The sequence below is a fragment of the Azospirillum brasilense genome, assembly GCF_008365405.1.
GTDB classification, from domain to species: Bacteria; Pseudomonadota; Alphaproteobacteria; order Azospirillales; family Azospirillaceae; genus Azospirillum; species Azospirillum brasilense_D.
On sequence record NZ_QOKV01000008.1, the window covers coordinates 61,485 to 86,168 of the forward strand.

Consider the following 24,684-nt stretch of genomic DNA (forward strand, 5'->3'; position numbering starts at 1 on the left):
TCCGCCGAGGATTCCACCCGATGACCCGTGCCGGAGCTGTTCTTCCAACCAAAGATCGGGTGCGTACCCTGGTGTAGATAGGCCCTTGGGGTTGAAAGAGCAAGGACGGCCATGAATCCACTGTTGCTGTTGTTCCTTTTGCTGCCGATCGCGGAAATCGCCACCTTCATCGAGGTCGGCGACCGGATCGGCGCCGGTCCGACGGTCGGGCTGGTCATCCTGTCCGCCATCCTCGGGTCCGTGCTGATCCGTTGGCAGGGCCTGTCCGTGCTGAAGCGCGCGCAGCAGGCGGCGGAGCGCGGCGAAAGCCCGGTCGGCGCCGTGTTCGAGGGCTTCTGCGTCGTCGTCGCCGGCCTGCTGCTGATCATCCCCGGCTTCCTGACGGACATCGTCGGAATCCTGCTGTTCGTGCGCCCGATCCGCAACGCCCTGGGCCGCTGGCTGTTCGACCGTATGAAAGGCGCCGCCTCCTTCCAGATGCACGGCCGCATGGGCGGCCAAACAGGCAATCGGAGCTGGAGCGCCGGCGATCCGAACGGTCCTCACGGCGGACCGTCCAACCGCCCGCCGCCGGGCGTGATCGACGTCGAATACCAGGAGGTCGACCCTGACGGCGGCCGTCCGGGAAACGCCGGTCCGGCGGACCGCGACGGGCCGGACGACACGCCCAAGCTCGGTGACTCCCGCTGGGCGCCGCCCGGCTCGCCCTACCGCAACGACCGCGGGTGAAACACGCCGGTTTCACTTTGTGGAGCCAGCAATTCCGTGCTAGCCAGCGGGTCTTGAAGACCTTTCCATCGTGATGCCGCCCCGCGGCCAGGAGTTGTCCATGTCCGATCAGCAGATCAACGGTCAAGATCAGGAAGCCGCCTCGTCGCTGCCGATGCATGTGCTGGCGCAGTATGTGAAGGACCTGTCCTTCGAGAACCCCAACGCCCCGCAGAGCCTGCTGCCCGGCCAGCCGCAGCCGCAGGTCAACATCGGCGTGGACGTGCAGGTTCAGCCGATGGGCGAGGACGTCTATGAGGTCGTGCTGAAGCTGCATTGCGAGGCCAAGCAGGCCGAAGCGACCGCCTTCCTGGTCGAGGTCGCCTATGGCGGCCTGTTCCAGCTTCCGGGCCTGCCGCAGGAGCATCACCGCCCGGTGCTGCTGATCGAGGCGCCGCGGATGCTGTTCCCCTTCGCCCGCGCCATCGTGGCCGGCTGCACCCAGGACGGCGGCTTCCCGCCGCTGATGATCAACCCGATCGACTTCGTCGACCTGTACCGCCGTCAGACCGCCGGCCAGCAGGGCCAGGCCGAAGAGGCGCCGCAATCCCCGTTCTGATGCCGCCGTTCTGATATCCCGGTTCTGATCCGGGCCATCGGCTTCGGACAAACAAAAAGGCGGGAGGCTCCACCGGGGCCTCCCGCCTTTTTTCGTGCTCTCCCCGCCCTTGAACCGGACGGGGAGAGACAATCGCCGGCTACTGATTCATGGACTCGAAGAATTCCGAGTTCGACTTGGTGTGCTTCAGCTTGTCGACCAGGAAGTCCACCGCGTCGGTCACGCCCATCGGCATCAGGATGCGGCGCAGGATCCACATCTTGGAGATGGTGCCCTTGTCGACCAGCAGCTCCTCCTTGCGGGTGCCCGACTTGGAGATGTCGATGGCCGGGAAGGTGCGCTTGTCGGAGAGCTTGCGGTCCAGCACGATCTCGGAGTTGCCGGTGCCCTTGAACTCTTCGAAGATCACCTCGTCCATGCGGCTGCCGGTGTCGATCAGCGCGGTCGCGATGATGGTCAGCGAACCGCCCTCCTCGATGTTGCGGGCCGCACCGAAGAAGCGCTTCGGGCGCTGCAGCGCGTTGGCGTCGACACCGCCGGTCAGCACCTTGCCCGAGGAGGGAACGACCGTGTTGTAGGCGCGGGCCAGACGGGTGATGGAGTCCAACAGGATGACCACGTCGCGCTTGTGCTCGACCAGCCGCTTGGCCTTCTCGATGACCATCTCGGCGACCTGGACGTGGCGCGTCGCCGGCTCGTCGAAGGTGGAGCTGATGACCTCGCCCTGCACGGAGCGGGCCATGTCGGTCACCTCTTCCGGGCGCTCGTCGATCAGCAGGACGATCAGATAGGCTTCCGGGTGGTTGGTGGCGATGGAGTGGGCGATGTTCTGCAGCATCACCGTCTTGCCGGTGCGCGGCGGGGCGACGATCAGCCCGCGCTGGCCCTTGCCCAGCGGCGCCACGAGGTCGATGATGCGGCCCGTGTAGTTCTTCTTGGTCGGGTCGTCGACTTCCATGCGCAGCCGCTCTTCCGGGTAGAGCGGGGTCAGGTTGTCGAAGTTGATGCGGTGGCGGACCTTGTCCGGCGCATCGAAGTTGATCGTGTTGACCTTGAGAAGGGCGAAGTAGCGCTCGCCGTCCTTGGGCGCGCGGATCTGCCCCTCGACCGTGTCGCCGGTGCGCAGGCTGAAGCGGCGCACCTGGCTGGGGCTGACATAGATGTCGTCGGGGCCGGGAAGATAGTTGGCCTCCGGCGAGCGCAGGAACCCGAAACCGTCCTGAAGAACCTCGAGCACGCCGTCGCCGTAGATCGGGACATCGTTTTCCGCCAGCTGCTTGAGGATGGCGAACATCATGTCCTGCTTGCGCAGCGTGCTGGCGTTCTCGATCTGCAGTTCCTCGGCGAACGCCAGCAGTTCGGCGGGGCTCTTGCACTTCAGCTCTTGGAGATGCATGGGGGTGCCTTAAGGGAATCGGTCATGCGAGGGGGAGTGCCAGAGGTCCCGGGCCGGCGCAGGGTGCGTCGGTTGAGCGTCGGACGGCGCTGAAGGCGGGGAATGCCTGTCGGACGTCGCGCCCAGATCGTTGGGGAGGGACGAAACGGCGGATGTGGGATGGGTGCCCGCGAGGCTTGCCGCCCCGTGGTGGGAAAGATGGTTAGCGGAACGCCGTCTGCAAGTCAAATGAAAGCGAATTCTTGGAAATCGGGTGGAATCTTGCGCGTCTTCGTCCGGGTCATGATGCCGCATCCCCTGTTATCCAGGCCACCGGGCCACGACCTGGACGTTTAGGACAGAAACGGTTTGGTTGACATCATGAGCCCGCATGACCGTTCCGGACCCGGAACCATCGTTGCTCCCGAAGCCTCCACGGACCCCCTGCCCTGGCACGCCCAGCCCCCGGACCAAGCCTTGGCCGCGCTGGACAGCCCCGACGACGGGCTGACGCCCGAGGAAGCGGCGGAGCGCCTGGACCGACACGGCCCAAACCGGCTGACTCCGCCGCCCCGCCGATCGGCGCTGATGCGCTTCCTGGCGCAGTTCGACAATCTGCTGATCTACGTGCTGATCGGTGCGGGAGTCGTCACGGTCCTGCTCGGCGAGTTCGTCGACGCCGCGGTGATCGCCGGCGTGGTGCTGATCAACGCGGCCATCGGCTATGTCCAGGAAGGCAAGGCGGAGCAGGCGCTGGACGCCATCCGCAGCATGCTGTCGCCACAGGCGGTGGTTTTGCGCGGGGGTCATCAGGTCACCGTGCCAGCGGAGGATCTGGTGCCCGGCGACCGGGTGCTTCTGGCCTCGGGCGACAAGGTGCCGGCGGACCTGCGGCTGGTCCGCGTCAAGGGGCTGCGCGTGCAGGAGGCGGCGCTGACCGGGGAATCCGTGCCGGTTGCCAAGAGCGCCGACGCGGTGGCCTTGGACGCTCCCCTGGCGGAGCGCGGCGGCATGGCCTATTCTGGCACGCTGGTGGCCCAGGGACAGGCCACGGGCGTCGTGGTGGCCACGGGGGACCGGACGGAGCTGGGCCGCATCGGCACGCTCCTGGCGGGCGTGGAGGAGCTGACCACGCCGTTGCTCGCCCAGATGGCGGTCTTCGGGCGCTGGCTGACCATCGGCATCCTGGCCCTGACCGCGCTGACCTTCCTCTACGGCTCTCTGGTGCGGGGGGAGCATTGGGCGGACATGGTCATGGCCGCCGTCGGCTTGGCGGTGGCGGCGATTCCGGAGGGGCTGCCGGCGGTGATGACGATCACGCTGGCCATCGGCGTCACCCGCATGGCCCGGCGCAACGCCATCATCCGCCGCCTGCCGGCGGTGGAGACGCTGGGCTCGGTCGGGATCATCTGCTCCGACAAGACCGGCACGCTGACCCGCAACGAGCTGGTCGTGCAGACCGTGGTGACCGTGGCGGGCGACTGCGCGGTGACCGGCACCGGCTACCGCCCCGAAGGCGAGTTCCGCCGCGACGGCGCGGCCCTGGACCCCGCCGCCGATCCCGTGCTGACCGAGCTGGCCCGCGCCGCCCTGTTGTGCAACGACGCGGAGCTTCAGCGCGGCGAGGATGACGGGGATGGCAGCGGCGGCTGGACGGTGGCCGGCGACCCGACCGACGGCGCCCTGCTGGCGCTGGGCATGAAGGCCGGGCTGGACGTGCGGGAAGAGGCCGCCCGCCGCCCGCGCACGGACGTCATCCCCTTCGAATCCGAACACAAGTACATGGCCACCCTGCACCACGACCATGAGGGGCACGGGCTGCTGTACGTCAAGGGCGCGCCGGAGCGCGTGCTGTCCATGTGCGCGCACGTACGGGCCGCGGACGGCGGCAACGCACCACTCGACGCCGGCCATTGGCTGGCGCGGGTGGAGGATCTGGCGGCGCGCGGCCAGCGCGTCCTGGCGCTCGCCTGGCGGCCCGCCCGGACCGGCCAGACCGTGCTGGACATGGACGACGTGCGCGAGGGGCTGACCCTGCTCGGCCTGTGCGGCTTCATCGACCCGGCGCGCGAGGAGGCGGTGGTGGCGGTGGCCGAGTGCCAGGCGGCCGGAATCCGGGTGAAGATGATCACCGGCGACCACGCCGGTACCGCTCAGGCCATCGGACGGCAGTTCAACCTGTCGGGCGACGCGGTGTCCGGGACCGAATTGGACCGCCTGGACGACGCGGCGCTGGTCGCCGTGGCGCGCGACGCCGACGTCTTCGCCCGCACCACGCCGGAGCACAAGCTGCGCCTCGTCCGCGCGCTCCAGACGGCCGGACACACGGTCGCCATGACCGGCGACGGGGTGAACGACGCCCCCGCCCTGAAGCGCGCCGACGTCGGCGTCGCCATGGGCTGCAAGGGGACGGAGGCCGCGAAGGAGGCCGCCAGCATGGTGCTGGCCGACGACAACTTCGCCTCCATCGCCCACGCCGTGGAGGAAGGGCGGACCGTCTACGACAATCTGCGCAAGACGATCCTGTTCATGCTGCCGACCAACGGCGCCCAGGCGCTGGTGATCCTGGTCGCCGTGCTGGCCGGCTACACGCTGCCGATCACCCCGGTCCAGATTCTGTGGGTCAACATGGTGACGGCGGTGACGCTGGGTCTGGCGCTGGCCTTCGAGCCGCCGGAGGCCGCGGTGATGAAGCGCCCGCCCCGCCCGCAGGACGAACCGATCCTGCCCGGTTTCCTGATCGGGCGCATGGTGCTGGTGATGGCGCTTCTGGTCGCCACCAGCTTCGGATTCTTCCTGCTGCACGAGGGCCACGGCGACCCGACGCCGGTCGCCCGCACCATGGCCGTCAACGCGCTGGTGATGGGGGAGATCTTCTTCCTGCTGAACGCCCGGGCGGTCACCGCCTCGGTGCTGAACCGGCGGGGGCTGTTCGGCAGCCGCCCGGTGTGGATCTCCATCGGGCTGATGCTGGTCTTCCAGCTCGCCTTCACCTACGCCCCGCCCCTGCAGAGCCTGTTCGGCACGGCGGCGGTCGACTGGACCCAGTGGGTGGCCATGACGGCGGCCGGTCTGGCGATCTTCCTGGCGGTGGAGGCGGAGAAGGCGGTCACCCGCCGGGTGATGGGACGGCGGGGCTGACCGCCGCCCCTTCCCGTCAGAACGGCTTCACGATCACGAAGATGACGATGCCGATCATCAGCAGGGTCGGCGCCTCGTTCCACATGCGGAAGAAACGTTGCGGGCGGGTGTTGCGGTCCGCCTCGAAGTCCTTGCGCCAGCGCGCCATCATCATGTGCGTGACGGTCAGGGCCAGGACGAACAGCAGCTTGGCGTGCAGCCAGCCCTGCTTCATCCAGGCCGGTTCCATCACGATCATCGCGATTCCGAACAGATAGGCGGCGCCCATCGCCGGATTCATGATGGCGCGCAGCAGGCGACGCTCCATCACCTTGAACCGCTCCGAGGATTCGGAGCCCGGCGCCGTCTCGCAATGATAGACGAACAGCCGCGGCAAATAGAGAAGCCCGGCCATCCAGGCGATGATGCTGATGACGTGCAGAGCCTTGACCCAGAGGTAAAGCACTGGAATCCCCTTCCCTTCCCGTTGCGCGCTTGTTTTGGACTCCGCCGGGGCCTCAGCCCCGGTTCGGCCAGTCCTTGATCAGACGGGCCAGCTCGGCCACGTGTTCCGGCGGGGTGGTCTGGATCACGCCGTGGCCCAGGTTGAAGACGAAGGGCCTGCCGGCAAGCGTCTCCAGAATCTCCGACGCCGCACTGCGCAGGGCCTCGCCACCGGCGGCGAGCATGATCGGGTCGAGGTTGCCCTGCACCGGCAATCTGGATTGCAGATTCCCGGCCGCCCAAGCCACCGGGACGGTGGTGTCGAGCCCGACCGCATCCACCCCACTGCCCGTGACGTAGGCCTCATAGGAGAGGCCCGCACCGCGCGGGAAACCGATGACCGGAATCGCGGGGTGACGCGCCTTGATGAGATCCACGATCCGCCGCGTCGGCTCGATCACCCAGCGGCGGAATTCGCCGGCCGGCAGGACGCCCGCCCAGCTGTCGAAGAGCTGCACGACCTCGGCCCCGGCCTCGATCTGGGTGCACAGGTAATCGGCGGTCACCTCGACCAGCAGATCCATCAGCGCGCCGAACCCGGCGGGATCGCCGTAGGCCCAGCGCTTGACATGGGCGTACTCCTTGGACCCCGCCCCTTCGACCATGTAGCAGGCGATGGTCCAGGGTGCCCCGGCAAAGCCGATCAGCGTGGTGTGCGCCGGAATCGCGCTGGAGAGCCGGCGGACGGTTTCGTAGACCGGCTCCAGCCGCTCGTGGAAGCGATCGCGCGACAGGCGCTTGAGGTCTTCCACGCTTCTCACAGGGTCCAGCTTCGGCCCCTCGCCCTCCAGGAAGGCCAGCGGCTGGCCCAGGGCGTGCGGCACCACCAGGATGTCGGAAAACAGAATCGCCGCGTCCATGTCGTAGCGGCGCAGCGGCTGCAGGGTCACCTCGACCGCATGGTCGGGGTTGTAGCACATGTCGAGGAAGCTGCCGGCCTTGGCGCGCAATTCCCGATATTCCGGCAGGTAACGGCCGGCCTGGCGCATCAGCCAGAAAGGCGGGCGCTGGCGCACCTCGCCGGCAAGGGCTGCGAGCATCGGCTTGGCATTCTCGGACACGGCCTCGGACACGGCGAATCGTTCCCCTGTAGGTGAATCGGGTCTGCGGGTTGTCACCCTCCTACTCAGTATTCTTTTTAAGGAGAGAAAGGAAGAAGGGGTGGTGGGTGCCTGTGGAAAACGGGAATCCCCGCTTTGCGCGGAATCGTCCACAGGCTGGACGGTGCGCTGTGGACGAAAATCGGATTCTGTGGACGACTCCGGACGCTTTCGCCGGAAACGGCGGAAATGCTATACCGCGAAGCCTGGGAATCCCGTGGATAACATGGTCCGCGCGAGTCATTGTACCCATGTTCCGGAGAGGGCGCGCGGATTGTCCCGAAGGGGGCGCCAGCGGGGGCGACGAGTCCCGCCCGGAGGGATAGAATCCAGGAGATCCCCGTTGTCCACAGATTCGGACGGGTTCTCCACAACACGTTGGGGACGGATGAGACAGTTCCACCTGCATCTTGTGTCGGACGCGACCGGCGAGACGATCAACAGCGTCGCCCGCGCGTGCGTCATCCAGTTCGACGATGTTCGCCCGGTCGAGCATTTCTGGAATCTCGTGCGGACCGAGCGTCAGCTCGACATGGTTCTGGAGGGCGTCCAGGAGAATCGCGGCCTCGTCATGTTCACGCTGGTGGACGAGAAGCTGCGCCGCCGCCTCCAGGACTTCTGCCGCGAGGTGCAGGTCCCCTGCATCCCGGTGCTCGACCCGCTGATCAACGCGCTGGCCGCCTTCCTCGGCGTGGAATCGCAGCGCCAGCCCGGCCGCCAGCACGCCTTGGACGCCGAGTATTTCGGGCGCATGGACGCGATGGACTTCGCGCTGGCGCACGACGACGGCCAGTCGAGCTGGGACCTGCACGAGGCCGACGTGATCCTGATGGGCGTGTCGCGCACGTCGAAGACGCCGACCTGCATCTATCTGGCGAACCGCGGCATCAAGGCGGCGAACATCCCGATCGTCCCGGGATGCCCGATGCCGCCGGAGATCGAGAAGCTGACCCGGCCGCTGGTCGTCGGCCTGACGAAGGATCCGGACCGTCTGGTGCAGATCCGCCGCAACCGGCTGAAGCTGTTGAACCAGAACGAGTCCTCCACCTACGTCGATCCCGAGGTGGTGCGGGCCGAGGTCACCGACGCCCGGCGCATGTTCACCCGGCGCGGCTGGCCGGTGATCGACGTGTCGCGCCGCTCCATCGAGGAGACGGCGGCGGAGATCATGATGCTGCTCGCCCGCCGTCAGACCGGCGGCCTGCCCGGCGTCGTTCCGGGCGTCGTCCCCGAGGGGCCGCTGACGTGAGCGGAGCGGTTCCCACCGTCGTCCTCGCCTCCGGCTCCCGCACCCGGGCCGAGATGCTGGAGCGCGCCGGGGTGCGCGTCGCGCTCGCCCCCGCCGCGGTGGACGAGGAGGAGATCAAGCTGGCCGCCCGCGCCGAGGGCGCTCCGGTCGAGGATGTGGCCGAGGCGCTTGCCGAGCTGAAGGCGCAGCGCGTCACCCGCAAGCATCCTGGCGCCCTGGTGATCGGCGCCGACCAGATGCTGGAGTGCGAGGGCCGCTGGTTCGACAAGCCGGCCGACCGCGACGCCGCAAGGGTCCAGCTTCAGGAGCTGCGCGGCAAGACGCACCGGCTGGTGAGCTGCGCCGTGGTGATCCGCGACGGCGAGCGGCTGTGGCACCATGTGGACCGCGCCCGCCTGACCATGCGCCCGTTCAGCGACGCCTTTCTGGAGTCCTACCTGAACGCGGCGGGGGACGACGTGCTGGGGTCGGTCGGCGCCTATCACCTGGAAGGGTTGGGCGCGCAGCTGTTCCATCGGGTGGACGGCGACTTCTTCACGATCCTCGGGCTGCCGCTGCTGCCGCTGCTCGGGTTCCTGCGGGTGCATGGGGTGATTGCGGAATGACGATCAGCGGCAAGGCGACGCTGGCCGGGGTGATGGGTTGGCCGATCGGCCATTCGCGTTCGCCCCGGCTGCACGGCTACTGGCTGGAGCAGTACGGCATCGACGGCGCCTATGTGCCGCTGGCCGTGCCTCCCGACCGGATTGAGCAGGCCATCCGCGCTCTGCCCGCGCTCGGCTTCCGCGGCTGCAACGTCACGGTGCCGCACAAGGAGGCCGCCTGGCGCACGGTCGACCGGCTGGACGCCACCGCCAAGCGGATGGGTGCGGTGAACACCATCGTGGTCGGCGAGGACGGGTCGCTCGAAGGCCGCAACACCGACGGCTTCGGCTTCATCGAGAACCTGAAGAGCGGTGCGCCGGGCTGGACCGCCGCGGACGGGTCGGCGGTGGTGATCGGGGCCGGTGGTGCGGCGCGCGCCGTCGTGGCCTCTCTCCTCGACGAGGGCACGCCACGGGTCTGGCTGGTCAACCGCACGCGGGCGCGGGCGGAAGAGTTGGCCGCTGACATCGGAGGCGCCATCGAGGTCGCCGATTGGGTTTCACGTGAAACGCTTCTCGAAGGGGCGGCGCTGGTGGTGAACACGACCACCCAGGGCATGGCGGGCCAGCCGCCGCTGGAGCTGGAGCTGCACGCCCTGCCCGGTTCGGCCGTGGTCACCGACATCGTCTACACGCCCCTGATGACCCCGCTGCTGACCGCGGCGCAGGCCCGCGGCAACCGCGTGGTGGACGGCGTCGGCATGCTGCTCCACCAGGCTCGCCCCGGCTTCGCCGCCTGGTTCGGCCGCGAGCCCGAGGTCACCGAAGGGCTGAAGGCCACCGTTCTCCAGGGCTGAGGTCGCTCGATGATCGTGTTGGGACTGACCGGCTCCATCGGCATGGGCAAGAGCACGGCGGCGCGCATGCTGAAGCGCATGGGCGCTCCGGTCTGCGACAGCGACGCCGTGGTGCACGGCCTGCTGGGGCGCCATGGCGCGGCCGTGCCGGCCATCGACGCGGCCTTTCCCGGCGTCGTGGTGGATGGCGCCGTGGACCGGCGGGCGCTGGGCGCGGCGGTCTTCGGCAACCCGGCGGCGCTGAAGCGGCTGGAGGCGATCCTCCACCCGGCGGTGCAGGCCGCGCAGCGGCGCTTCCTGAAACAAGTGGCGCGCCGCCGCGTCCGCGTGGCGGTGCTGGACATTCCCCTGCTGTTCGAGACGGGTGGGGAGCGCAAGGTGGACCGCAGCGTGGTGGTCACCGCCCCCTTCCTGGTGCAGAAGTCACGGGTGCTGGCGCGGCCGGGCATGACGCCGGACAAGTTCGCCGCTATTCTGGCCCGGCAGATGCCCGACGCGGAGAAGCGGCGGCGCGCCGACCATGTCGTCAACACCGGCGACGGACGGCGGGCCACCCGGCGGGCGCTGCGCAACATCCTCGCCGACGTGAAGCGGCGCCGCGGACGGCTATGGCCGCCGCGGGGATACCAGCCCGGACAGGTGGTTCATGCGTGAGATCGTCCTCGATACGGAAACGACCGGCTTCAAGCCCGAGGAAGGGCACCGGCTGATCGAAATCGGCTGCGTCGAGCTGCACAACCACGTCGCCACCGGCAAGACCTTCCATTGCTACGTCAACCCGGAGCGCGACGTGCCGCCGGACGCCGTGGCGGTGCACGGGCTGACGACGGAGTTCCTGTCGGACAAGCCGCTGTTCAACGACGTGGTGGCGGAGTTCGTGGCCTTCATCGGCGACGCGCCGCTGGTCATCCACAACGCGGCCTTCGACATGCACTTCCTGAACTGGGAGATGCGGATCGCCGGCTATCCGGTGATGCCGAAGGACCGGGCCATCGACACGCTGCTGATGGCGCGGCAGAAGTTCCCCGGCGCGCCGGCCACCCTGGACGCGCTCTGCAAGCGCTTCGGCGTCGACAATTCCAGCCGCACCTACCACGGCGCGCTTCTCGACGCCCAGCTTCTGGCCGAGGTGTATCTGGAGCTGCGCGGCGGGCGGCAGGCCGGTCTGGCGCTGGCCTCCGGCCCGGCGGCAGGCGGTCCCGCGGCGATCCGCATCGACCGCCCCTACCGCGCCCCGCGCGCCCACGCGCCCAGCGAGGAGGAGCTGGCGGCCCATGCGGAGCTTCTCAAGAAGCTGAAGAACCCGCTCTGGGCCGCTGAGTGAGCTGTTATTCCCTCTCCCGTCCCGGGAGAGGGTGGCCCGAAGGGCCGGGTGAGGGGCGCACGAGGATCAAGGCACCGATCCTTGCCAACACCCTCACCCTCCCACGCTCGCGCGTGGGTCCCTCCCTCTCCCGGGGCGGGAGAGGGCTTTGAACCTTACGGCAGCAGCACCGTGGACCCGGTCGTGGCGCGGGACTCCAGCGCCCGGTGGGCCTCCGCCGCGTCGCGCAGCGCGAAGGTCTGGCCGACGTTGATGGTCACCCCGCCGGTATGCACCACCTCGAACAGGTCGGCAGCGCTGGCCATCAGGTCGTCGCGCTTGGCGACGTAGCTGAACAAGGTCGGGCGCGTGACGTAAAGCGAACCCTTGGCCGCCAGAACCTGGAGATCCAGCGGCGGGACCGGCCCGGACGCCGCGCCGAACAGAACCATGAAGCCGCGGGGCCGCAGACAGTCCAGGCTGTCCATGAAGGTCGTCTTGCCGACGCCGTCATAGACCACCGGCACGCCCTGCCCGTCCGTCAGGTCCTTTACCCGGTTCACGAAGTTGTCGCGCGTGTAGATGATGGGATGGTCGCAGCCGGCGGCGCGGGCCAGCTCCGCCTTCTCGTCACTGCTGACCGTGCCGATTACCGTGGCGCCCAGATGCTTCGCCCACTGACAGAGGATCTGGCCGACGCCGCCGGCGGCGGCCTGCACCAGGATGGTGTCGCCCGGCTGCACCGCGTAGGTGGAGCGCAGGAGGAACTGCGCGGTCATGCCCTGGAGCAGCATGGCGGCGGCCTGCCGGTCCTCGATCCAGCTCGGCAGCGGGATCAGCCGGTCGGCGGGGGCGAGACGGGATTCGGCGTAGGCGCCGATCAGCGGCGCGTAGCCGACCCGGTCGCCGGGCTTCAGCGTCGTCACGTCCGGCCCCACGGCCTCGACCACGCCGGCGCCCTCGGTCCCGATGATTGCGGGAAGCTGCGGCAGCTTGTAGGCGCCGGAGCGGTGATAGGTGTCGATGTAGTTCAGCCCGACGGCGGTCTGGCGCAGGCGCACCTGACCGGGGCCGGGGTCGCCCACCTCGACCTCGTCCCAGCGCAGCGCTTCGGGTCCGCCGTAGTCGTGGATGCGGATCGCGTGAACCATGGTGGTCGGTTCCTTCCCTTTTTATAGAAGCTGAAGCTCCAGCGTATCGCCGGCCTGTTCCGCTGTCACCCGGTACCGCCGCTCGTGGCGGAGCAGCCAATCCTTGGTTCGCAGGCCGCCCAGACCGGAATAGCCGCCGGGCGCCCCACCGCCCCCGACGATGCGGTGGCAGGGGATGATCACCGGGATCGGGTTGGCGCCGCAGGCCCCGCCCACGGCCCGCGGCGCCGTCTCCAGCCGCCGCGCGACGTCGCCGTAGGTCAGGACGCCGCCGTAGGGAATGGCCTGCATCGCCGCCCAGACCTTCTGCCGGAAGGCCGTTCCGCGGGGGGACAGCGGCAGGTCGAAATCCAACCGCGTCCCGGCGAAATAGTCGCGGAGCTGGCGCGCCGCCTCCTCCAGCACGGGGTCCGGCCGGTCGTCGCCCAGCCGTCCCCAATCGAGCGCCACGATGGCGCCGGCGGCGCTGGTCAGGGTCAGCAGGCCCAGCGGGCTGTCGACGGTCAGGCTTCCGGTCGTCGTGGCCATGGAGTCACCTCCGGATCAGGGCGGCGGCCAGCGCGTCGGGCGCGGTCACCGGGGGGGAGCAGGTCATGCCGGTGCAGACATAGGCGGTCGCTGCCCCGCCCTGCATGCCCTTGCCGTGCGCCGGATGGCCGACGGGCAAATCCGTGCCCGGCGGCAGGACGCTGAGGATGCGGTCGGGAAGCGGCCGGTCGAGCACCGCCCGGCGCAGCGCCGCGGTGTCGGACGCCCGCGGGTCGCCGACGATGACGATCTGCTGCGCCTTCTGGAGAAGCTCCGCCGCGTTCAGATAGGTCGGCAGCGGGAAGAAATTGCGGCTCAGCTCGCCGGAGAAGGCGGCGGCCAGGGCGTCCGCCCGCTCCCGGAAGGCGGCCTCACCGGTGCGGTGGTGCAGCGTCGCCAGCACGGCCAGCATCGTGCCGTTGCCGCTGGGCGTCGCCGCGTCGCCGGCCGACTTGGTGCGCACGATCAGGTCGTCGGCATCGTCCGCCGTGTAGAAATAGCCGCAGGCCTGGGCGTCCCAGAAATGCGCGTCGAGCACCCGCACCCAGGCCCGCGCCTGCTCCAGCGGCTCCGCGTCGCCGGTCGCCTCGTGCAGGGCGAGTGCCGCGCGCGCCATATGGGCGTAGTCGTCCAGCGTCGCCCGGTGCTTGAGCTGTCCGGCCCGCCAGCTGTGCAGCAGGCGCCCGTCCTCGGTCATGCGGTCGCGGACGAAGGCATAGGCGCGCTGCGCGGCCGCGATCCACTCCGGCTCGTCGAAGACCATGCCGGCCTGGGCGAGGGCCGCGATCATCAGGCCGTTCCAATCGGCCAGCACCTTGTCGTCCCAGCCCGGCTTGATCCGCTTCTCCCGCTCCCGCCAGAGGATCGCCCGCTGGTCGGCCAGCTTAGCCTCCGTCTCGGCGTCCAGCGCCTCGATGCGGTGCAGCCGGTTGAGGATGGTCGCCCCCTCCCAGTTGCCCTGGGGCGTGACGCCGTAGGCGCGCTTGAAGACTTCCGCGCCGGGGCCGAGGAGCCGGTCGACCTCCTCCTCGTTCCAGATGTAGAAGAGGCCCTCCTCGCCCTCGCTGTCGGCGTCCTGGGTCGCCGCTAAGCCGCCGCCCTCGGCGATCATCTCGCGCAGCGTCCAGCCCACCGTTTCACGGATGCGCGCCTCGAACAGCGGCTCCCGTTCCGCCTGCCAGACCAGGGTCATCAGGTCGAGAAGCTGGGCGTTGTCATAGAGCATCTTCTCGAAATGCGGCACCAGCCACATCTCGTCCACCGAGTAGCGGGCGAAACCGCCGCCCAGATGGTCGTAGATGCCGCCCTGGCTCATGTGGGCCAGCGTGTTGGTGACCGCCTCCCGGTAAGGCTCCTTGCCGGTGCGCAGCCAGGCCCGCCACAGCAGCGTGAAGATCGGCACCTGGGGAAATTTCGGGGCGTGGCCGATGCCGCCGTGGAAGGGATCCACCTCGCGGACCAGCCGGTCGGCGATCTGGTCCAGCATGGCGAGGTCGACCTCCCCCGCCGCCCGGTTCTCGGCCAGCTTGCCCAGCGCGTCCTTCAGCGCGGCGACGTTGCGGGTCACGTTCTCCGGCTTGTTGCGGTAGGTCTCCGCCACGCCGCGCAGCACGTCGGGAAAGCCGGGGCGTCCGTAGCGCGAGGCCGGCGGGAAGTAGGTACCGCCCCAGAAGGGCTCGGCCTCCGGCGTCAGGAACATGGTCAGCGGCCAGCCGCCCTGCTGCCCCAGCATGGCCAGAGCCGACTGGTAGATCTGGTCGACGTCGGGCCGCTCCTCCCGGTCCACCTTGATGTTCACGAACAGCTCGTTCATCAGCCCGGCGATCTCCGGGTTCTCGAAGCTCTCGTGCGCCATCACGTGGCACCAGTGGCACGCGGCGTAGCCGACCGACAGCAGCACCGGCTTGTTCTCGCGCCTAGCCCGTTCGAAGGCGTCGCGACCCCAGGCCATCCAATGGACGGGGTTGTCCTTGTGCTGGAGCAGGTAGGGGCTGGTCTCCCGGCCAAGCAGGTTCGCGGGCATCGCAGGCGTTTCCAGTTTGTGGCGTGGTTGGGAATAAACTGGCGCGGCGGTGCCGTTGCGCCAGGGCTTCCTATCTGTATAGTGGGGCATGAGCCGAAGCGGCGCTCAACCCTTAATTTCCCGCGCACCGCGCGCCTTCCAAGGGAATGGGGCCATGAAGATCACCATCGACATCGACTGCACACCGGAAGAGGCGCGCCATTTCCTGGGCCTTCCCGACGTGAAGCCCATGCAGGACGCCATGATGCAGGAGATCCAGGATCGCATGCAGGCTTCCCTGCTCGCCATGGACCCCGAGACGATGATGAAGACGTGGCTGCCGGCGGGGATTCAGGGCATGGAGCAGCTTCAGAAAATGTTTTGGTCCCAGATGGCCGCCGCCATGGGACAGGATGGACGCAAGTGACCGATCCGAAGCCGTACTTCGAAGCCCATGTTTTCTCCTGCACCAACCGCCGCCCCGACGGACACAAGCGCGGCTCCTGCGCCGCCCGGGGTTCCGAGAAGCTCCGCGACTACATGAAGGCGCGTGCCCGTGAGCTGGGTCTGGACGGCCGGGTACGCATCAACGCCGCCGGTTGCCTGGACCGCTGCGAGCTGGGTCCGGTGCTGGTCGTCTACCCGGAGGGCGTCTGGTACACCTACCAATCCTTCGCCGACGTGGACGCAATCCTGGAGACGCACCTGATCGCTGGTGGGCGTGTGGAGCGGCTCATGCTGAAGCCGGAACAAAAAGAACTGCTGCCGGAACAGGTTGGCTGATCGTTCCGGAACCGGCACGATGATATTCGGCACGATGATCCCGACCATCTTCGCCCTCGCCACCGCCCCCGGCCGCGCCGGTGTGGCGGTGGTTCGCGTTTCGGGTCCGGCTTCCGGCGACGCGCTCGCCGCCCTGACCGGCAAGCCGCTGCCCGAACCCCGCATGGCCACCCTGGTCCGGCTGCGCGATCCCAAGACCGGGGAGGCGCTGGACGATGCCCTGGTCCTGCGCTTCACCGCTCCCCGCAGCTTCACCGGCGAGGATGTGGTCGAGCTGCACCTGCATGGCGGGCGCGCCGTGGTGGCCGGCGTGGTGGAGGCGCTGTCCGCCCGGCCCGGCCTGCGCGTCGCCGAACCCGGTGAGTTCACCCGCCGCGCCTTCGAGAACGGCAAGCTCGACCTGACCGAGGCCGAGGCGGTCGCCGACCTCGTGGACGCTGAGACCTCCGCCCAGCGCCGTCAGGCCTTACGCCAGATGGAAGGCGCGCTCGGCAAACTCTACGACGGCTGGCGCGATCGGCTGACCCGGTCACTCGCCCACATCGAAGCCGACATCGACTTCCCCGATGAGGATTTACCATCCGGCGTGTCGGATGCCGCCCGCCCTGTGTTGGACGCTTTGGCCGCCGAGATCGACGCCCATCTGGACGACCGCGGCCGGGGTGAGCGGTTGCGCGAAGGTCTGCACATTGCCATCGTCGGCGCTCCCAACGCCGGCAAGTCGAGCCTGCTGAACGCCCTCGCCCGCCGCGAGGCCGCCATTGTCTCGGCCCGCGCCGGCACCACACGCGACGTGATCGAGGTTCATCTCGACCTCGGTGGCTACCCGGTGGTGCTGGCCGACACGGCGGGCCTGCGCGAGGCCGCCGCCGACGAGGTGGAAGAGGAAGGCATTCGCCGCGCGCTCGACCGCGCCGCCCGCGCCGACGTGAAGGTTGCCGTGTTCGATGCCACCGCCCTACCCACACTCGACCCGGCGACCGTCGCCCTGCTCGACAAGGACACGGTGGTCGTCCTGAACAAGACGGACGTCGTCGATGCCGCGGTGCCAACCGTCGGCGGCTGGGAGGCGGTCGCGGTCTCGGCCCGGACCGGCGCCGGCCTGCCGGAGCTGGAACGGCGTTTGACGGCGTTTACCGCCGATCGGCTGGCGGGCAGCGGTGCCCCGGCCCTCACCCGTGCCCGCCACCGCTCCGCCTTGGAGGAGTGCCGCGATGCCCTGCGCCGCGCCCTAACCGCCCCCCTGCCGGAGCTGATGGCCGAGGATGTGCGTCTGGCGAGCCGCGCTCTCGGCCGCATCACCGGGCGTGTCGATGTCGAAGACCTGCTGGACGTGATCTTCCGGGATTTCTGCATCGGCAAGTGAGCCGGGGGTGGCGTGACAAACGCGTTGCGACGCTCTGTTTCACGTGAAACACGGGCTTTGCGGCGTCGCCGCACTTGGCGTCCGACGCTGACTCGGCTATGGTCCGGCCATGCGAACGTTCGACGTCATTGTTGTCGGCGGAGGCCACGCCGGTTGCGAGGCTGCCGCCGCCGCGGCGCGCATGGGTGCGCGCACCCTGCTGCTCACCCATAAGCTGGACACCATCGGCGAGATGTCCTGCAACCCGGCCATCGGCGGGTTGGCGAAAGGCCATCTGGTGCGCGAGATCGATGCGCTCGACGGCGTCATGGCCCGCGCCATCGACCGCGGCGGCATCCAGTTCCGCATCCTCAACCGCAGCAAGGGACCGGCCGTTCGCGGCCCGCGCGCCCAGGCCGACCGCAAGCTCTACCGGCAGGCGGTGCAGGCGATCCTCGCCGAACAGCCGAACCTGTCCATCGAGGCCGGCGGCGCCGAGGACCTGACCATCGGCGAGGATGGGCGCGTCACGGGCGTGGTCACCGGCTCCGGAGAGATCCTCGCTGCGGGATGCGTGGTGGTGACCACCGGCACCTTCCTGCGCGGCCTGATCCACATCGGCGAGGAAACCACCCCGGCGGGTCGCGTCGGCGAGGCGCCGTCCATCGGCCTGTCCGACACGCTGGCGCGTCTCGGCTTCCCGCTCGGTCGCCTGAAGACCGGCACGCCGCCGCGGCTCGACGGCAAGACCATCGACTGGGCCGCGCTTGAGAAACAGCCGGGCGACACGCCACCCCCGCCCTTTTCCTACCTGACCGACCGCATCGACACGCCGCAGATCGACTGCGCGATCACCTGGACGACGCCGGAGATGCACGCGCTGATCCGCGGCAACCTCCACCGCGCGCCGATGTATTCCGGCCAGATCCAGAGCACCGGCCCACGCTATTGCCCGTCCATCGAGGACAAGGTGGTCCGCTTCGCCGACAAGGAGCGCCACCAGATCTTCCTGGAGCCGGAGGGGCTGGACGACGACACGGTCTACCCGAACGGCATTTCGACCTCCCTGCCCCGCGACGTTCAGCTCGGCTTCCTGAAGGCGATGCCGGGGCTGGAGCGGGCAGTGATGATCCGCCCCGGCTACGCCATCGAATACGACTTCGTGGACCCGCGGGAGCTGAAGCCGACGCTGGAGACCCGCCGGACCCCCGGCCTGTTCTTCGCCGGCCAGATCAACGGCACCACCGGCTATGAGGAGGCGGCGGCGCAGGGGCTGATGGCCGGCATCAACGCCGCTCTGCTGGCCGGCGGTTCGGCGGAGGGCTTTGTCCTCGACCGCGCCGACGCCTACATCGGGGTTCTGGTCGACGACCTGATCACCCGAGGGACCAACGAGCCCTACCGGATGTTCACCTCGCGCGCCGAGTATCGGTTGATCCTGCGCGCCGACAACGCCGACCAGCGGCTGACGCCGAAGGGGCTGGCCATTGGCTGTGTCGGGTCGGCGCGGCGCGATGCCTTCACGGCGAAGGCCGAGGCGCTGTCCGCCGGTCGCACGCTGGTGCGCGCGCTCCAGGCCACCCCCGCGGAACTGCAGCGGCAGGGCATCGCGGTCAACCAGGACGGTGTGCGGCGGACCGCCGCCGATCTGCTGCGCTATCCCGACCTCGACCTTGCCACCCTGGCCCGACTGTGGCCGGAACTGGCGGCGATCCCCGGCGATGTCGCCGAGCAGTTGGAGATCGACGGGAAATACGCCGGCTATCTCGACCGGCAGGAGGCCGACATTCGAGCCTTCCGCAAGGACGAGGCGTTGGCGCTTCCCGACGATCTCGATCCCGACACCATCGGCAGCCTGTCGGCGGAGATTCGGCAGAAGCTGCGGCAGGCCCGTCCGGCGACCTTGGGGGCAGCGGCCCGCATTCCCGGCATGACCCCGGCGGCGCTGGTTGCCCTGCTCCGCCACGTGAAACGGCGCGACGTGAAGGTGGCCGTCTGATGAGCCTGTTCGATGCCGCGGCCTTCCAGGCGGAGACCGGTGTTTCACGTGAAACGCTGGACCGCCTCGCCGCATACGAGGCGACGCTGCGCAAGTGGCAGCCGAAGATCAATCTCGTCGGCCCCTCCACCCTGCCCGACGCCTGGCGCCGGCATTTTCTCGACTCCGCCCAGCTCTATCCGCTGCTGCCCGAAGGGACTCGGGTGCTGGTTGATCTCGGCAGCGGCGCCGGCTTCCCCGGCTTGGTCCTCGCCATCATGGGCGTGCCGGAGGTACATCTGGTGGAGAGCGACTCCCGCAAATGCGCCTTCCTGCGCGAGGCCGCCCGTGTCGCCGGAGCGTCGGTCACCGTGCACAACAAGCGGATCGAGGCGGTGCCGCCGATCGCCGCCGACGTGGTGACGGCCCGCGCCCTGGCGCCGCTGAACGACCTGCTGACCTGGGCCCATCCCTTCCTTCAGGACCGGGGTGCGGCACTGTTTCCCAAGGGCCAAAATGTGGCGGACGAATTGACCGATACCACCAAATATTGGAAGATGCGGACCGAGCGCTTCGACAGCCGCACCGACCCCACCGGAACCATCCTGCGTGTGAGTGGTATCGCCCGTGTCTAAGACCGCGACCCTGATGCATTCCCGCTCCGACGCTTCCCGCGAGGCTGACATGCCCTCCGCCTTTCCTTCCGCGCGAGTCATATCGATTGCCAACCAGAAAGGCGGCGTGGGCAAAACCACGACCACCATCAATCTGGCAACCGCTCTGGCCGCCATCGGCAAGCGCGTCCTGGTGATCGATCTCGATCCCCAGGGCAATGCCTCCACCGGCCTCGGCATCCCACGCGCCGAACGCCGCGTCGGCATCTACGACGTGCTCTTCGACGGCATGCCGCTGGAGGACGCCGCCACGGTGTCGACGGTGCCGAACCTGTCGATCATCACCTCCTCCGTCGATCTGTCCGGTGCCGAGGTCGAGCTGGTCACCTCCGAGCGGCGCGAGTTCCGGCTGCGCGAGGCGGTGGACAAGAGCGCGCTGGAATACGACTACGTGCTGATCGACTGCCCGCCGGCGCTCGGCCTGCTGACGCTGAACGCGCTGGTCGCCTCCCACGCCGTGATGGTGCCGCTGCAGTGCGAGTTCTACGCGCTGGAGGGGCTCAGCCATCTCGTCCGAACCATCGAGCGGGTGAAGCGCGCCTTCAACCCCGAACTCGACATCCACGGCGTCGTGCTGACCATGTTCGACAAGCGCAACAACCTGTCCGACATGGTGGCCGCCGACGTGCGCGGCTTCTTCGGCGAGAAGGTCTACGACACCGTCATCCCGCGGAACGTGAAGGTGTCGGAGGCGCCGTCCCACGGCAAGCCGGTGCTGATCTACGACATGCGCTGCCCCGGGTCGCAGGCATACATCCATCTGGCGGGCGAGGTGCTGCGCCGTGAGAAGAGGCTGAGCGCGTGATGGAGGATACCAAACGTTCGGACGGCGGTGCCCGCCGCGCCAGCCTGGGCCGCGGTCTGTCCGCCCTGTTCGGCGAGGCGGCGGAGGATTATTCCGCGCTCGACAAGGTGCGCCAGTCCAAGCAGGTGCCCATCGAGTTCATCCATCCCGGCAAGTACCAGCCGCGCCGCACCTTCGACGACGAGGCGCTGCAGGGTCTGGTCGAGTCGATCCGCGACAAGGGCATCCTCCAGCCCCTGCTCGTCCGCCGCGATTCGGAGACGACCAACTCCTATGAGCTGATTGCCGGCGAGCGCCGCTGGCGGGCCGCGCAGATCGCCGGCCTGCATGAGGTGCCGGTCGTCATCCGCGAGCTGTCGGACCGTGAAGCGCTGGAAATCGCGCTGATCGAGAACATCCAGCGCCAGGACCTGACGCCGCTCGAAGAGGCCGAGGGCTACAAGCGGCTGATGGAGGAGTTCGAGCACACGCAGGAGGATCTGGCGCGCTCGGTCGGCAAGAGCCGCAGCCACGTCGCCAACATGATGCGTCTGCTCGCCCTGCCCGACCCGGTCAAGGGCATGGTGCAGGACGGGGCGCTCAGCGCCGGTCACGCCCGCGCGTTGCTCACCTCCTCCGATCCGGTGTCGGTGGCGCGCGAGGTGGTCAAGCGTGGGCTGAATGTCCGCCAGACCGAGGACCTGATGCGTGGCAGTGCGCCGGTCAAGGCCAAGAAGACCGGCGGACGCGGCGGTGCCGCCACCGACCCGACGCTCAAGGACGTCGATCTGGTGAATCTGGAGGAGGAGATCTCGGCCCGCATCGGGCTGAAGGTTGCCATCACGCCCCAAGGCAAGGGCGGCTCCATCACCATCCATTACCAGACGCTGGACCAGCTCGACGACGTGCTGCGGCGCCTCGGTGGTGAGTAGGACGTCGCGGAACCAAACTGTCACTTTAGTGAAACGGCACTAACATGAACTCCCCCTAAACAGGGTCGTCCGGCCGCAGCGACGCGGCCGGAGCCGACACAGAGGGGGAGATCTATGAAGCCCATCCACGGCCTGTGCCTTGCCGGCCTCACCGCGGCCCTGCTCGCCGGTCCGGCGCTTGCGGACCAGAAATTCCCGGCGGAACTGGCCGGCCACGGCGTCATCGACGCCGCCACCTTCATCGCCCCGCCCGCCGAAGCGCCGGACCTCTTCCGCACCTCCGGCAAGTTCACCGCCGCCGACCGCAAGCGCGTCGACCAGCCCCGCAGCATCGACGGCACGTCCTTCCTGTCGGCGCCGGGCGCGCCGCGCGGCACCGGCATGGCGCTGCCCTTCGAAGGCCAGCCAGTCCAGGGTTTTTCCGGCATCAAGGCGCTGGGCGACGGCAGCTTCCTGGTGCTGACCGACAACGGCTTCGGCAGCAAGGGCAACTCCGCCGACGCCATGCTGACGGTGCACCGGCTGACCATCGACTGGAAGACCGGCAAGGCGGCGGTGGCCGAGACGCTGTTCCTGCGCGATCCCGACCGCAAGGTGCCCTTCCCCATCGTCACCGAGGCGACCAAGGAACGCTACCTGACCGGCGCCGACTTCGACGTCGAGAGCGTGCAGATCATCGGCGACCGGATGTATTTCGGCGATGAGTTCGGCCCCTACATCCTGGTGACCGACCGGACCGGCAAACTGCTGTCCCTGCACGAGAGCATGGTGGACGGCAAGCCCGTGCGCTCCCCCGACCATTACGCGGTGTCCACCCCGGCGGTGCCGGGCGCCGTCGGCTTCGAGGTGCGCCGCTCGCGCGGTTTCGAGGGCATGGCCGCGTCGAAGGACGGCCGGTTCCTCTATCCGCTGTTCGAAGGGCCGCTGTTCAACGCCCAGATTGGGACGGTTGGCGCCTGGGAGACCAAGGACGGGCGGGAGTATCTGCGCATCGCCGAATTCGACGTCGCCAAGGGCGACTTCACGGGCCGCAGCGTCAAGTACCTTCTGGAGGCCAACGGCAACAACATCGGCGACTTCAACATGATCGACGCCACCACCGGCCTGATCATCGAGCGCGACAACGGCGAGGGGAACCCGGCCCAGGGCTGCACCAGCCAACCCACCCCGGATTGCTTCAACGTTCCGGCCCGGTTCAAGCGGGTCTACAAAATCGACTTTGCCCAGGCCGACGCCGAGGGCTTTGTGAAGAAAGTGGGCTATGTCGATCTGATGGACATCGACGATCCGAAGGGCGTCACCCAGCTCGGCGGCGATAAGGGCAAGTTCACCTTCCCCTTCGTGACCATCGAGAACGTCGACGTGGTGGACGCGGAGCACATCGTCGTCGGCAACGACAACAACCTGCCCTACTCGTCCGGCCGCGCGCTGGGCAAACAGGACCACAACGAGCTGATCCTGCTGCGCGTGCCGCAGTTCCTGGCCGCGAAGTAGGAAAGGTCAGCGCCGCGCCAGCGAGGCGAGCTGGAAGAGGACGCGGGCGCAGAGCGTCTGGTCGGGCATGTTGGTGCGCTTGCAGTCCGCCTCGGCCTCGACCAGCCGCTCCAGCGCCTGCCGGACCAGCGGCGCCGGCCAGCGGCGGGCCTGACCGGTCAGCCGCGGCTTCATCTTGAAGAACACCGGCGGGCGCAGCGCCTCCACCGCGGCGTCCGCCGACTTGCCCGCCGCCACCTGCCCGGCGACCAGTTGGAGGCGCTGGAAATGGCGCTGAGCGGCGCGCAGGATCGGCACCGGGGACATGCCCTCGGCGAACAGACGGGCCAGCGAGCGGTCGAGCGTCGCGAAGTCGCCCTCCGCCGCCGCCCAGATCGGCTCGTCGAGCGACAGGGCCGCGCTGTCGCCGACGCAGGCCTGGGCGTCCTCCAGCCGGACGCGCGTCTCGGTGCCCATGTAGAGCGCCAGCTTCTCCATCTCGCCGCGCGCCACCATGCGGTCGCCGACGAGATTGCCGGCGAGGAAGGACAAGGCGTCGGGGTCGGCGGTCAGGCCGTGGCCGTGCAGGATGTCGGCGATGACCCGGCCAAGCGCGGCCTCCTCCTCCACATAACAGGGAATGGCGACGGCGCCGTCCGCCCCCTCGAACAGGGTGCGCAGCTTCGACCGGTTGCCGAGATCGCCGGCTTCGACGATGACGAGGCTGTCGCCGGGCGGAAGTGCAGCCAGGAAGGCGGTGAAGGCGGTGGCGGCGTTGTCCTCCGCCTCGCGCACGCGGATCAGGCGGCGCCCGCCGGTGAAGGACAGGGCGGCCGCCTCGTCGGCCAGGCGCGCCGGGTCGTCGGCGACGGCGCGGCCCAGCAGCTCGGTCACGCGGAAGGGGTCGGACAGGTCGGCGACCACGGTGCGGCCCAGCCCCATGGCGCGGTCGCGCACCAGACCGGTGTCCGGGCCGTAGAGCAGGACCGCGCGGATCTTGGGATCGGGGCTGCGCAGGAAGCCGTCGATCGCCCGGGCTTGCAGCTTCACGAAGTCACCGTCGGTGGCGGAGGAACGGCCTCCGTTACTCAGTGCGGATCAGGTCTTGCGGCCGAGTTCGGCGGCCACGCGGGTGGTGATCTCGTTGGAGATTTCCAGAATCGCGCGGTCGTAGGCGTTCTCGACGGTGGCCAGGGCGCCGTACTGCTGCTCCAGCACGTTGTAGCTGATGAAGGACCGCGCGTTGGCCTTGAACAGGATCTTTCCCGTTGCCGCGTCGATGAGCTGGTAGGGAGCGTTCACGACGAGCTGGGCGCGGGTGGCGGTCGCGTCCTTCTGAAGGGACAGCTTTTGCTCCGACGCGGTCAGCGTGGTCTGCAGCCGGTAGAGCGGGGCAGCGGGGCGGCCGTCGACGTAGAAGCGGTCGATCAGGAGATTGCGCAGCTTCTGGCCATAGCGGTCCGGGATGAGCCCGATGTCCACCTGCTGAAGCTCGGCGGTGCCGATGCTGTTCGCCCCGAGATTTCCATACATGGGCTGGAAACCGCAGGCCGCCGTGGCGAGCACCGCCGGCGCGAGCACGGCGAGGGCCAGAAGCCCCCGCCGCCGGACGCCG

24 protein-coding genes are annotated in these 24,684 nt (G+C 68.9%); 16 read left to right on the top strand and 8 right to left on the bottom strand.

The features are described 5' to 3' along the window. Positions 1-111: 111 nt before the first annotated feature. On the top strand, positions 112-729 hold the full coding sequence (locus DS837_RS14425) for an FxsA family protein (protein ID WP_149165395.1): 618 nt from the start codon (positions 112-114) through the stop codon (positions 727-729). Positions 730-829: 100 nt separating this feature from the next. Next, positions 830-1,327, top strand: a complete 498-nt coding sequence (secB, locus tag DS837_RS14430) for a protein-export chaperone SecB (RefSeq protein ID WP_149165396.1) — start codon at positions 830-832, stop codon at positions 1,325-1,327. Between the two features lie 139 nt (positions 1,328-1,466). On the opposite strand, the gene rho is transcribed toward secB, so the two are convergent. Then, positions 1,467-2,723: a transcription termination factor Rho gene (gene rho, locus DS837_RS14435; protein WP_145623162.1), complete on the bottom strand. Its 1,257-nt coding sequence runs from the start codon at positions 2,721-2,723 to the stop codon at positions 1,467-1,469. A 360-nt stretch (positions 2,724-3,083) separates the two neighbouring features. On the opposite strand from rho, the gene DS837_RS14440 reads away from it, so the two are divergent. Further along, positions 3,084-5,843: a cation-transporting P-type ATPase gene (locus DS837_RS14440; protein WP_149165397.1), complete on the top strand. Its 2,760-nt coding sequence runs from the start codon at positions 3,084-3,086 to the stop codon at positions 5,841-5,843. Between the two features lie 16 nt (positions 5,844-5,859). Here the strand turns inward: DS837_RS14440 and hemJ are convergent, their stop codons facing one another. Next, positions 5,860-6,288: a protoporphyrinogen oxidase HemJ gene (gene hemJ / locus DS837_RS14445; protein ID WP_035670314.1), complete on the bottom strand. Its 429-nt coding sequence runs from the start codon at positions 6,286-6,288 to the stop codon at positions 5,860-5,862. 52 nt (positions 6,289-6,340) lie between these two features. Next, entirely contained in the window at positions 6,341-7,366 is a 1,026-nt protein-coding gene (gene hemE, locus DS837_RS14450; RefSeq protein ID WP_211102228.1) for a uroporphyrinogen decarboxylase, read from the bottom strand. A gap of 448 nt (positions 7,367-7,814) precedes the next feature. Between hemE and DS837_RS14455 the strand changes: the two genes are divergently transcribed. Genes DS837_RS14455 through dnaQ form a run of 5 tightly spaced genes read left to right on the top strand, consistent with a single transcriptional unit; the run spans position 7,815 to position 11,440 of the window. Then, positions 7,815-8,675: a pyruvate, water dikinase regulatory protein gene (locus DS837_RS14455; protein WP_149165398.1), complete on the top strand. Its 861-nt coding sequence runs from the start codon at positions 7,815-7,817 to the stop codon at positions 8,673-8,675. Beyond that, positions 8,672-9,280, top strand: coding sequence for a Maf family protein (locus DS837_RS14460; RefSeq protein WP_149165399.1), 609 nt, complete (start codon positions 8,672-8,674; stop codon positions 9,278-9,280). The genes DS837_RS14455 and DS837_RS14460 overlap by 4 nt, the downstream gene beginning before the upstream one ends. Further along, positions 9,277-10,116, top strand: coding sequence for a shikimate dehydrogenase (locus DS837_RS14465; protein WP_149165400.1), 840 nt, complete (start codon positions 9,277-9,279; stop codon positions 10,114-10,116). The genes DS837_RS14460 and DS837_RS14465 overlap by 4 nt, the downstream gene beginning before the upstream one ends. A 9-nt stretch (positions 10,117-10,125) precedes the next feature. After that, a complete protein-coding gene (coaE, locus tag DS837_RS14470; protein WP_149165401.1) occupies positions 10,126-10,770 on the top strand; it encodes a dephospho-CoA kinase in 645 nt (214 codons plus the stop codon). Further along, positions 10,763-11,440, top strand: a complete 678-nt coding sequence (gene dnaQ, locus DS837_RS14475) for a DNA polymerase III subunit epsilon (RefSeq protein ID WP_149165402.1) — start codon at positions 10,763-10,765, stop codon at positions 11,438-11,440. The genes coaE and dnaQ overlap by 8 nt, the downstream gene beginning before the upstream one ends. 155 nt (positions 11,441-11,595) lie before the next feature. Here the strand turns inward: dnaQ and DS837_RS14480 are convergent, their stop codons facing one another. From DS837_RS14480 to DS837_RS14490, 3 genes are read right to left on the bottom strand one after another with little or no spacing between them, the layout of a single operon-like run. Next, positions 11,596-12,570 (bottom strand): quinone oxidoreductase family protein, encoded by a 975-nt coding sequence (locus tag DS837_RS14480; RefSeq protein WP_149165403.1) that lies wholly within the window; start codon positions 12,568-12,570, stop codon positions 11,596-11,598. Between the two features lie 21 nt (positions 12,571-12,591). Beyond that, the gene (locus tag DS837_RS14485; protein ID WP_149165404.1) at positions 12,592-13,098 is read right to left on the bottom strand and encodes a methylated-DNA--[protein]-cysteine S-methyltransferase; all 507 of its coding nucleotides are present in this window, start codon (positions 13,096-13,098) and stop codon (positions 12,592-12,594) included. Positions 13,099-13,102: 4 nt separating this feature from the next. Continuing rightward, positions 13,103-15,121, bottom strand: coding sequence for a thioredoxin domain-containing protein (locus DS837_RS14490; protein ID WP_149165405.1), 2,019 nt, complete (start codon positions 15,119-15,121; stop codon positions 13,103-13,105). 154 nt (positions 15,122-15,275) lie between these two features. On the opposite strand from DS837_RS14490, the gene DS837_RS14495 reads away from it, so the two are divergent. The 8 genes from DS837_RS14495 to DS837_RS14530 all read left to right on the top strand — a co-directional run bounded on the left by DS837_RS14495 (position 15,276) and on the right by DS837_RS14530 (position 23,090). Continuing rightward, positions 15,276-15,527: a DUF6489 family protein gene (locus DS837_RS14495; RefSeq protein WP_014238933.1), complete on the top strand. Its 252-nt coding sequence runs from the start codon at positions 15,276-15,278 to the stop codon at positions 15,525-15,527. Next, the gene (locus DS837_RS14500) at positions 15,524-15,883 is read left to right on the top strand and encodes a (2Fe-2S) ferredoxin domain-containing protein (RefSeq protein ID WP_149165406.1); all 360 of its coding nucleotides are present in this window, start codon (positions 15,524-15,526) and stop codon (positions 15,881-15,883) included. Before DS837_RS14495 ends, DS837_RS14500 begins: the two co-directional genes overlap by 4 nt. A gap of 34 nt (positions 15,884-15,917) precedes the next feature. Continuing rightward, on the top strand, positions 15,918-17,249 hold the full coding sequence (mnmE, locus tag DS837_RS14505; protein WP_149165534.1) for a tRNA uridine-5-carboxymethylaminomethyl(34) synthesis GTPase MnmE: 1,332 nt from the start codon (positions 15,918-15,920) through the stop codon (positions 17,247-17,249). Positions 17,250-17,358: 109 nt separating this feature from the next. Beyond that, the gene (gene mnmG / locus DS837_RS14510; protein ID WP_149165407.1) at positions 17,359-19,227 is read left to right on the top strand and encodes a tRNA uridine-5-carboxymethylaminomethyl(34) synthesis enzyme MnmG; all 1,869 of its coding nucleotides are present in this window, start codon (positions 17,359-17,361) and stop codon (positions 19,225-19,227) included. Then, positions 19,227-19,841: a 16S rRNA (guanine(527)-N(7))-methyltransferase RsmG gene (rsmG, locus tag DS837_RS14515; RefSeq protein ID WP_149165408.1), complete on the top strand. Its 615-nt coding sequence runs from the start codon at positions 19,227-19,229 to the stop codon at positions 19,839-19,841. The genes mnmG and rsmG overlap by 1 nt, the downstream gene beginning before the upstream one ends. Positions 19,842-19,890: 49 nt before the next feature. Next, entirely contained in the window at positions 19,891-20,685 is a 795-nt protein-coding gene (locus DS837_RS14520) for a ParA family protein (protein WP_149165535.1), read from the top strand. Next, positions 20,685-21,596 carry a ParB/RepB/Spo0J family partition protein gene (locus DS837_RS14525; protein ID WP_211102230.1) on the top strand — a complete coding sequence of 304 codons (912 nt, stop codon included), beginning with the start codon at positions 20,685-20,687 and terminating at the stop codon, positions 21,594-21,596. The genes DS837_RS14520 and DS837_RS14525 overlap by 1 nt, the downstream gene beginning before the upstream one ends. A gap of 114 nt (positions 21,597-21,710) precedes the next feature. Beyond that, positions 21,711-23,090: an esterase-like activity of phytase family protein gene (locus DS837_RS14530; RefSeq protein WP_149165410.1), complete on the top strand. Its 1,380-nt coding sequence runs from the start codon at positions 21,711-21,713 to the stop codon at positions 23,088-23,090. A gap of 6 nt (positions 23,091-23,096) precedes the next feature. Here the strand turns inward: DS837_RS14530 and holA are convergent, their stop codons facing one another. Beyond that, positions 23,097-24,119, bottom strand: a complete 1,023-nt coding sequence (gene holA, locus DS837_RS14535; RefSeq protein ID WP_149165411.1) for a DNA polymerase III subunit delta — start codon at positions 24,117-24,119, stop codon at positions 23,097-23,099. A 48-nt stretch (positions 24,120-24,167) separates the two neighbouring features. Continuing rightward, entirely contained in the window at positions 24,168-24,650 is a 483-nt protein-coding gene (gene lptE, locus DS837_RS14540) for an LPS assembly lipoprotein LptE (protein WP_247889933.1), read from the bottom strand. Positions 24,651-24,684 lie beyond the last annotated feature (34 nt).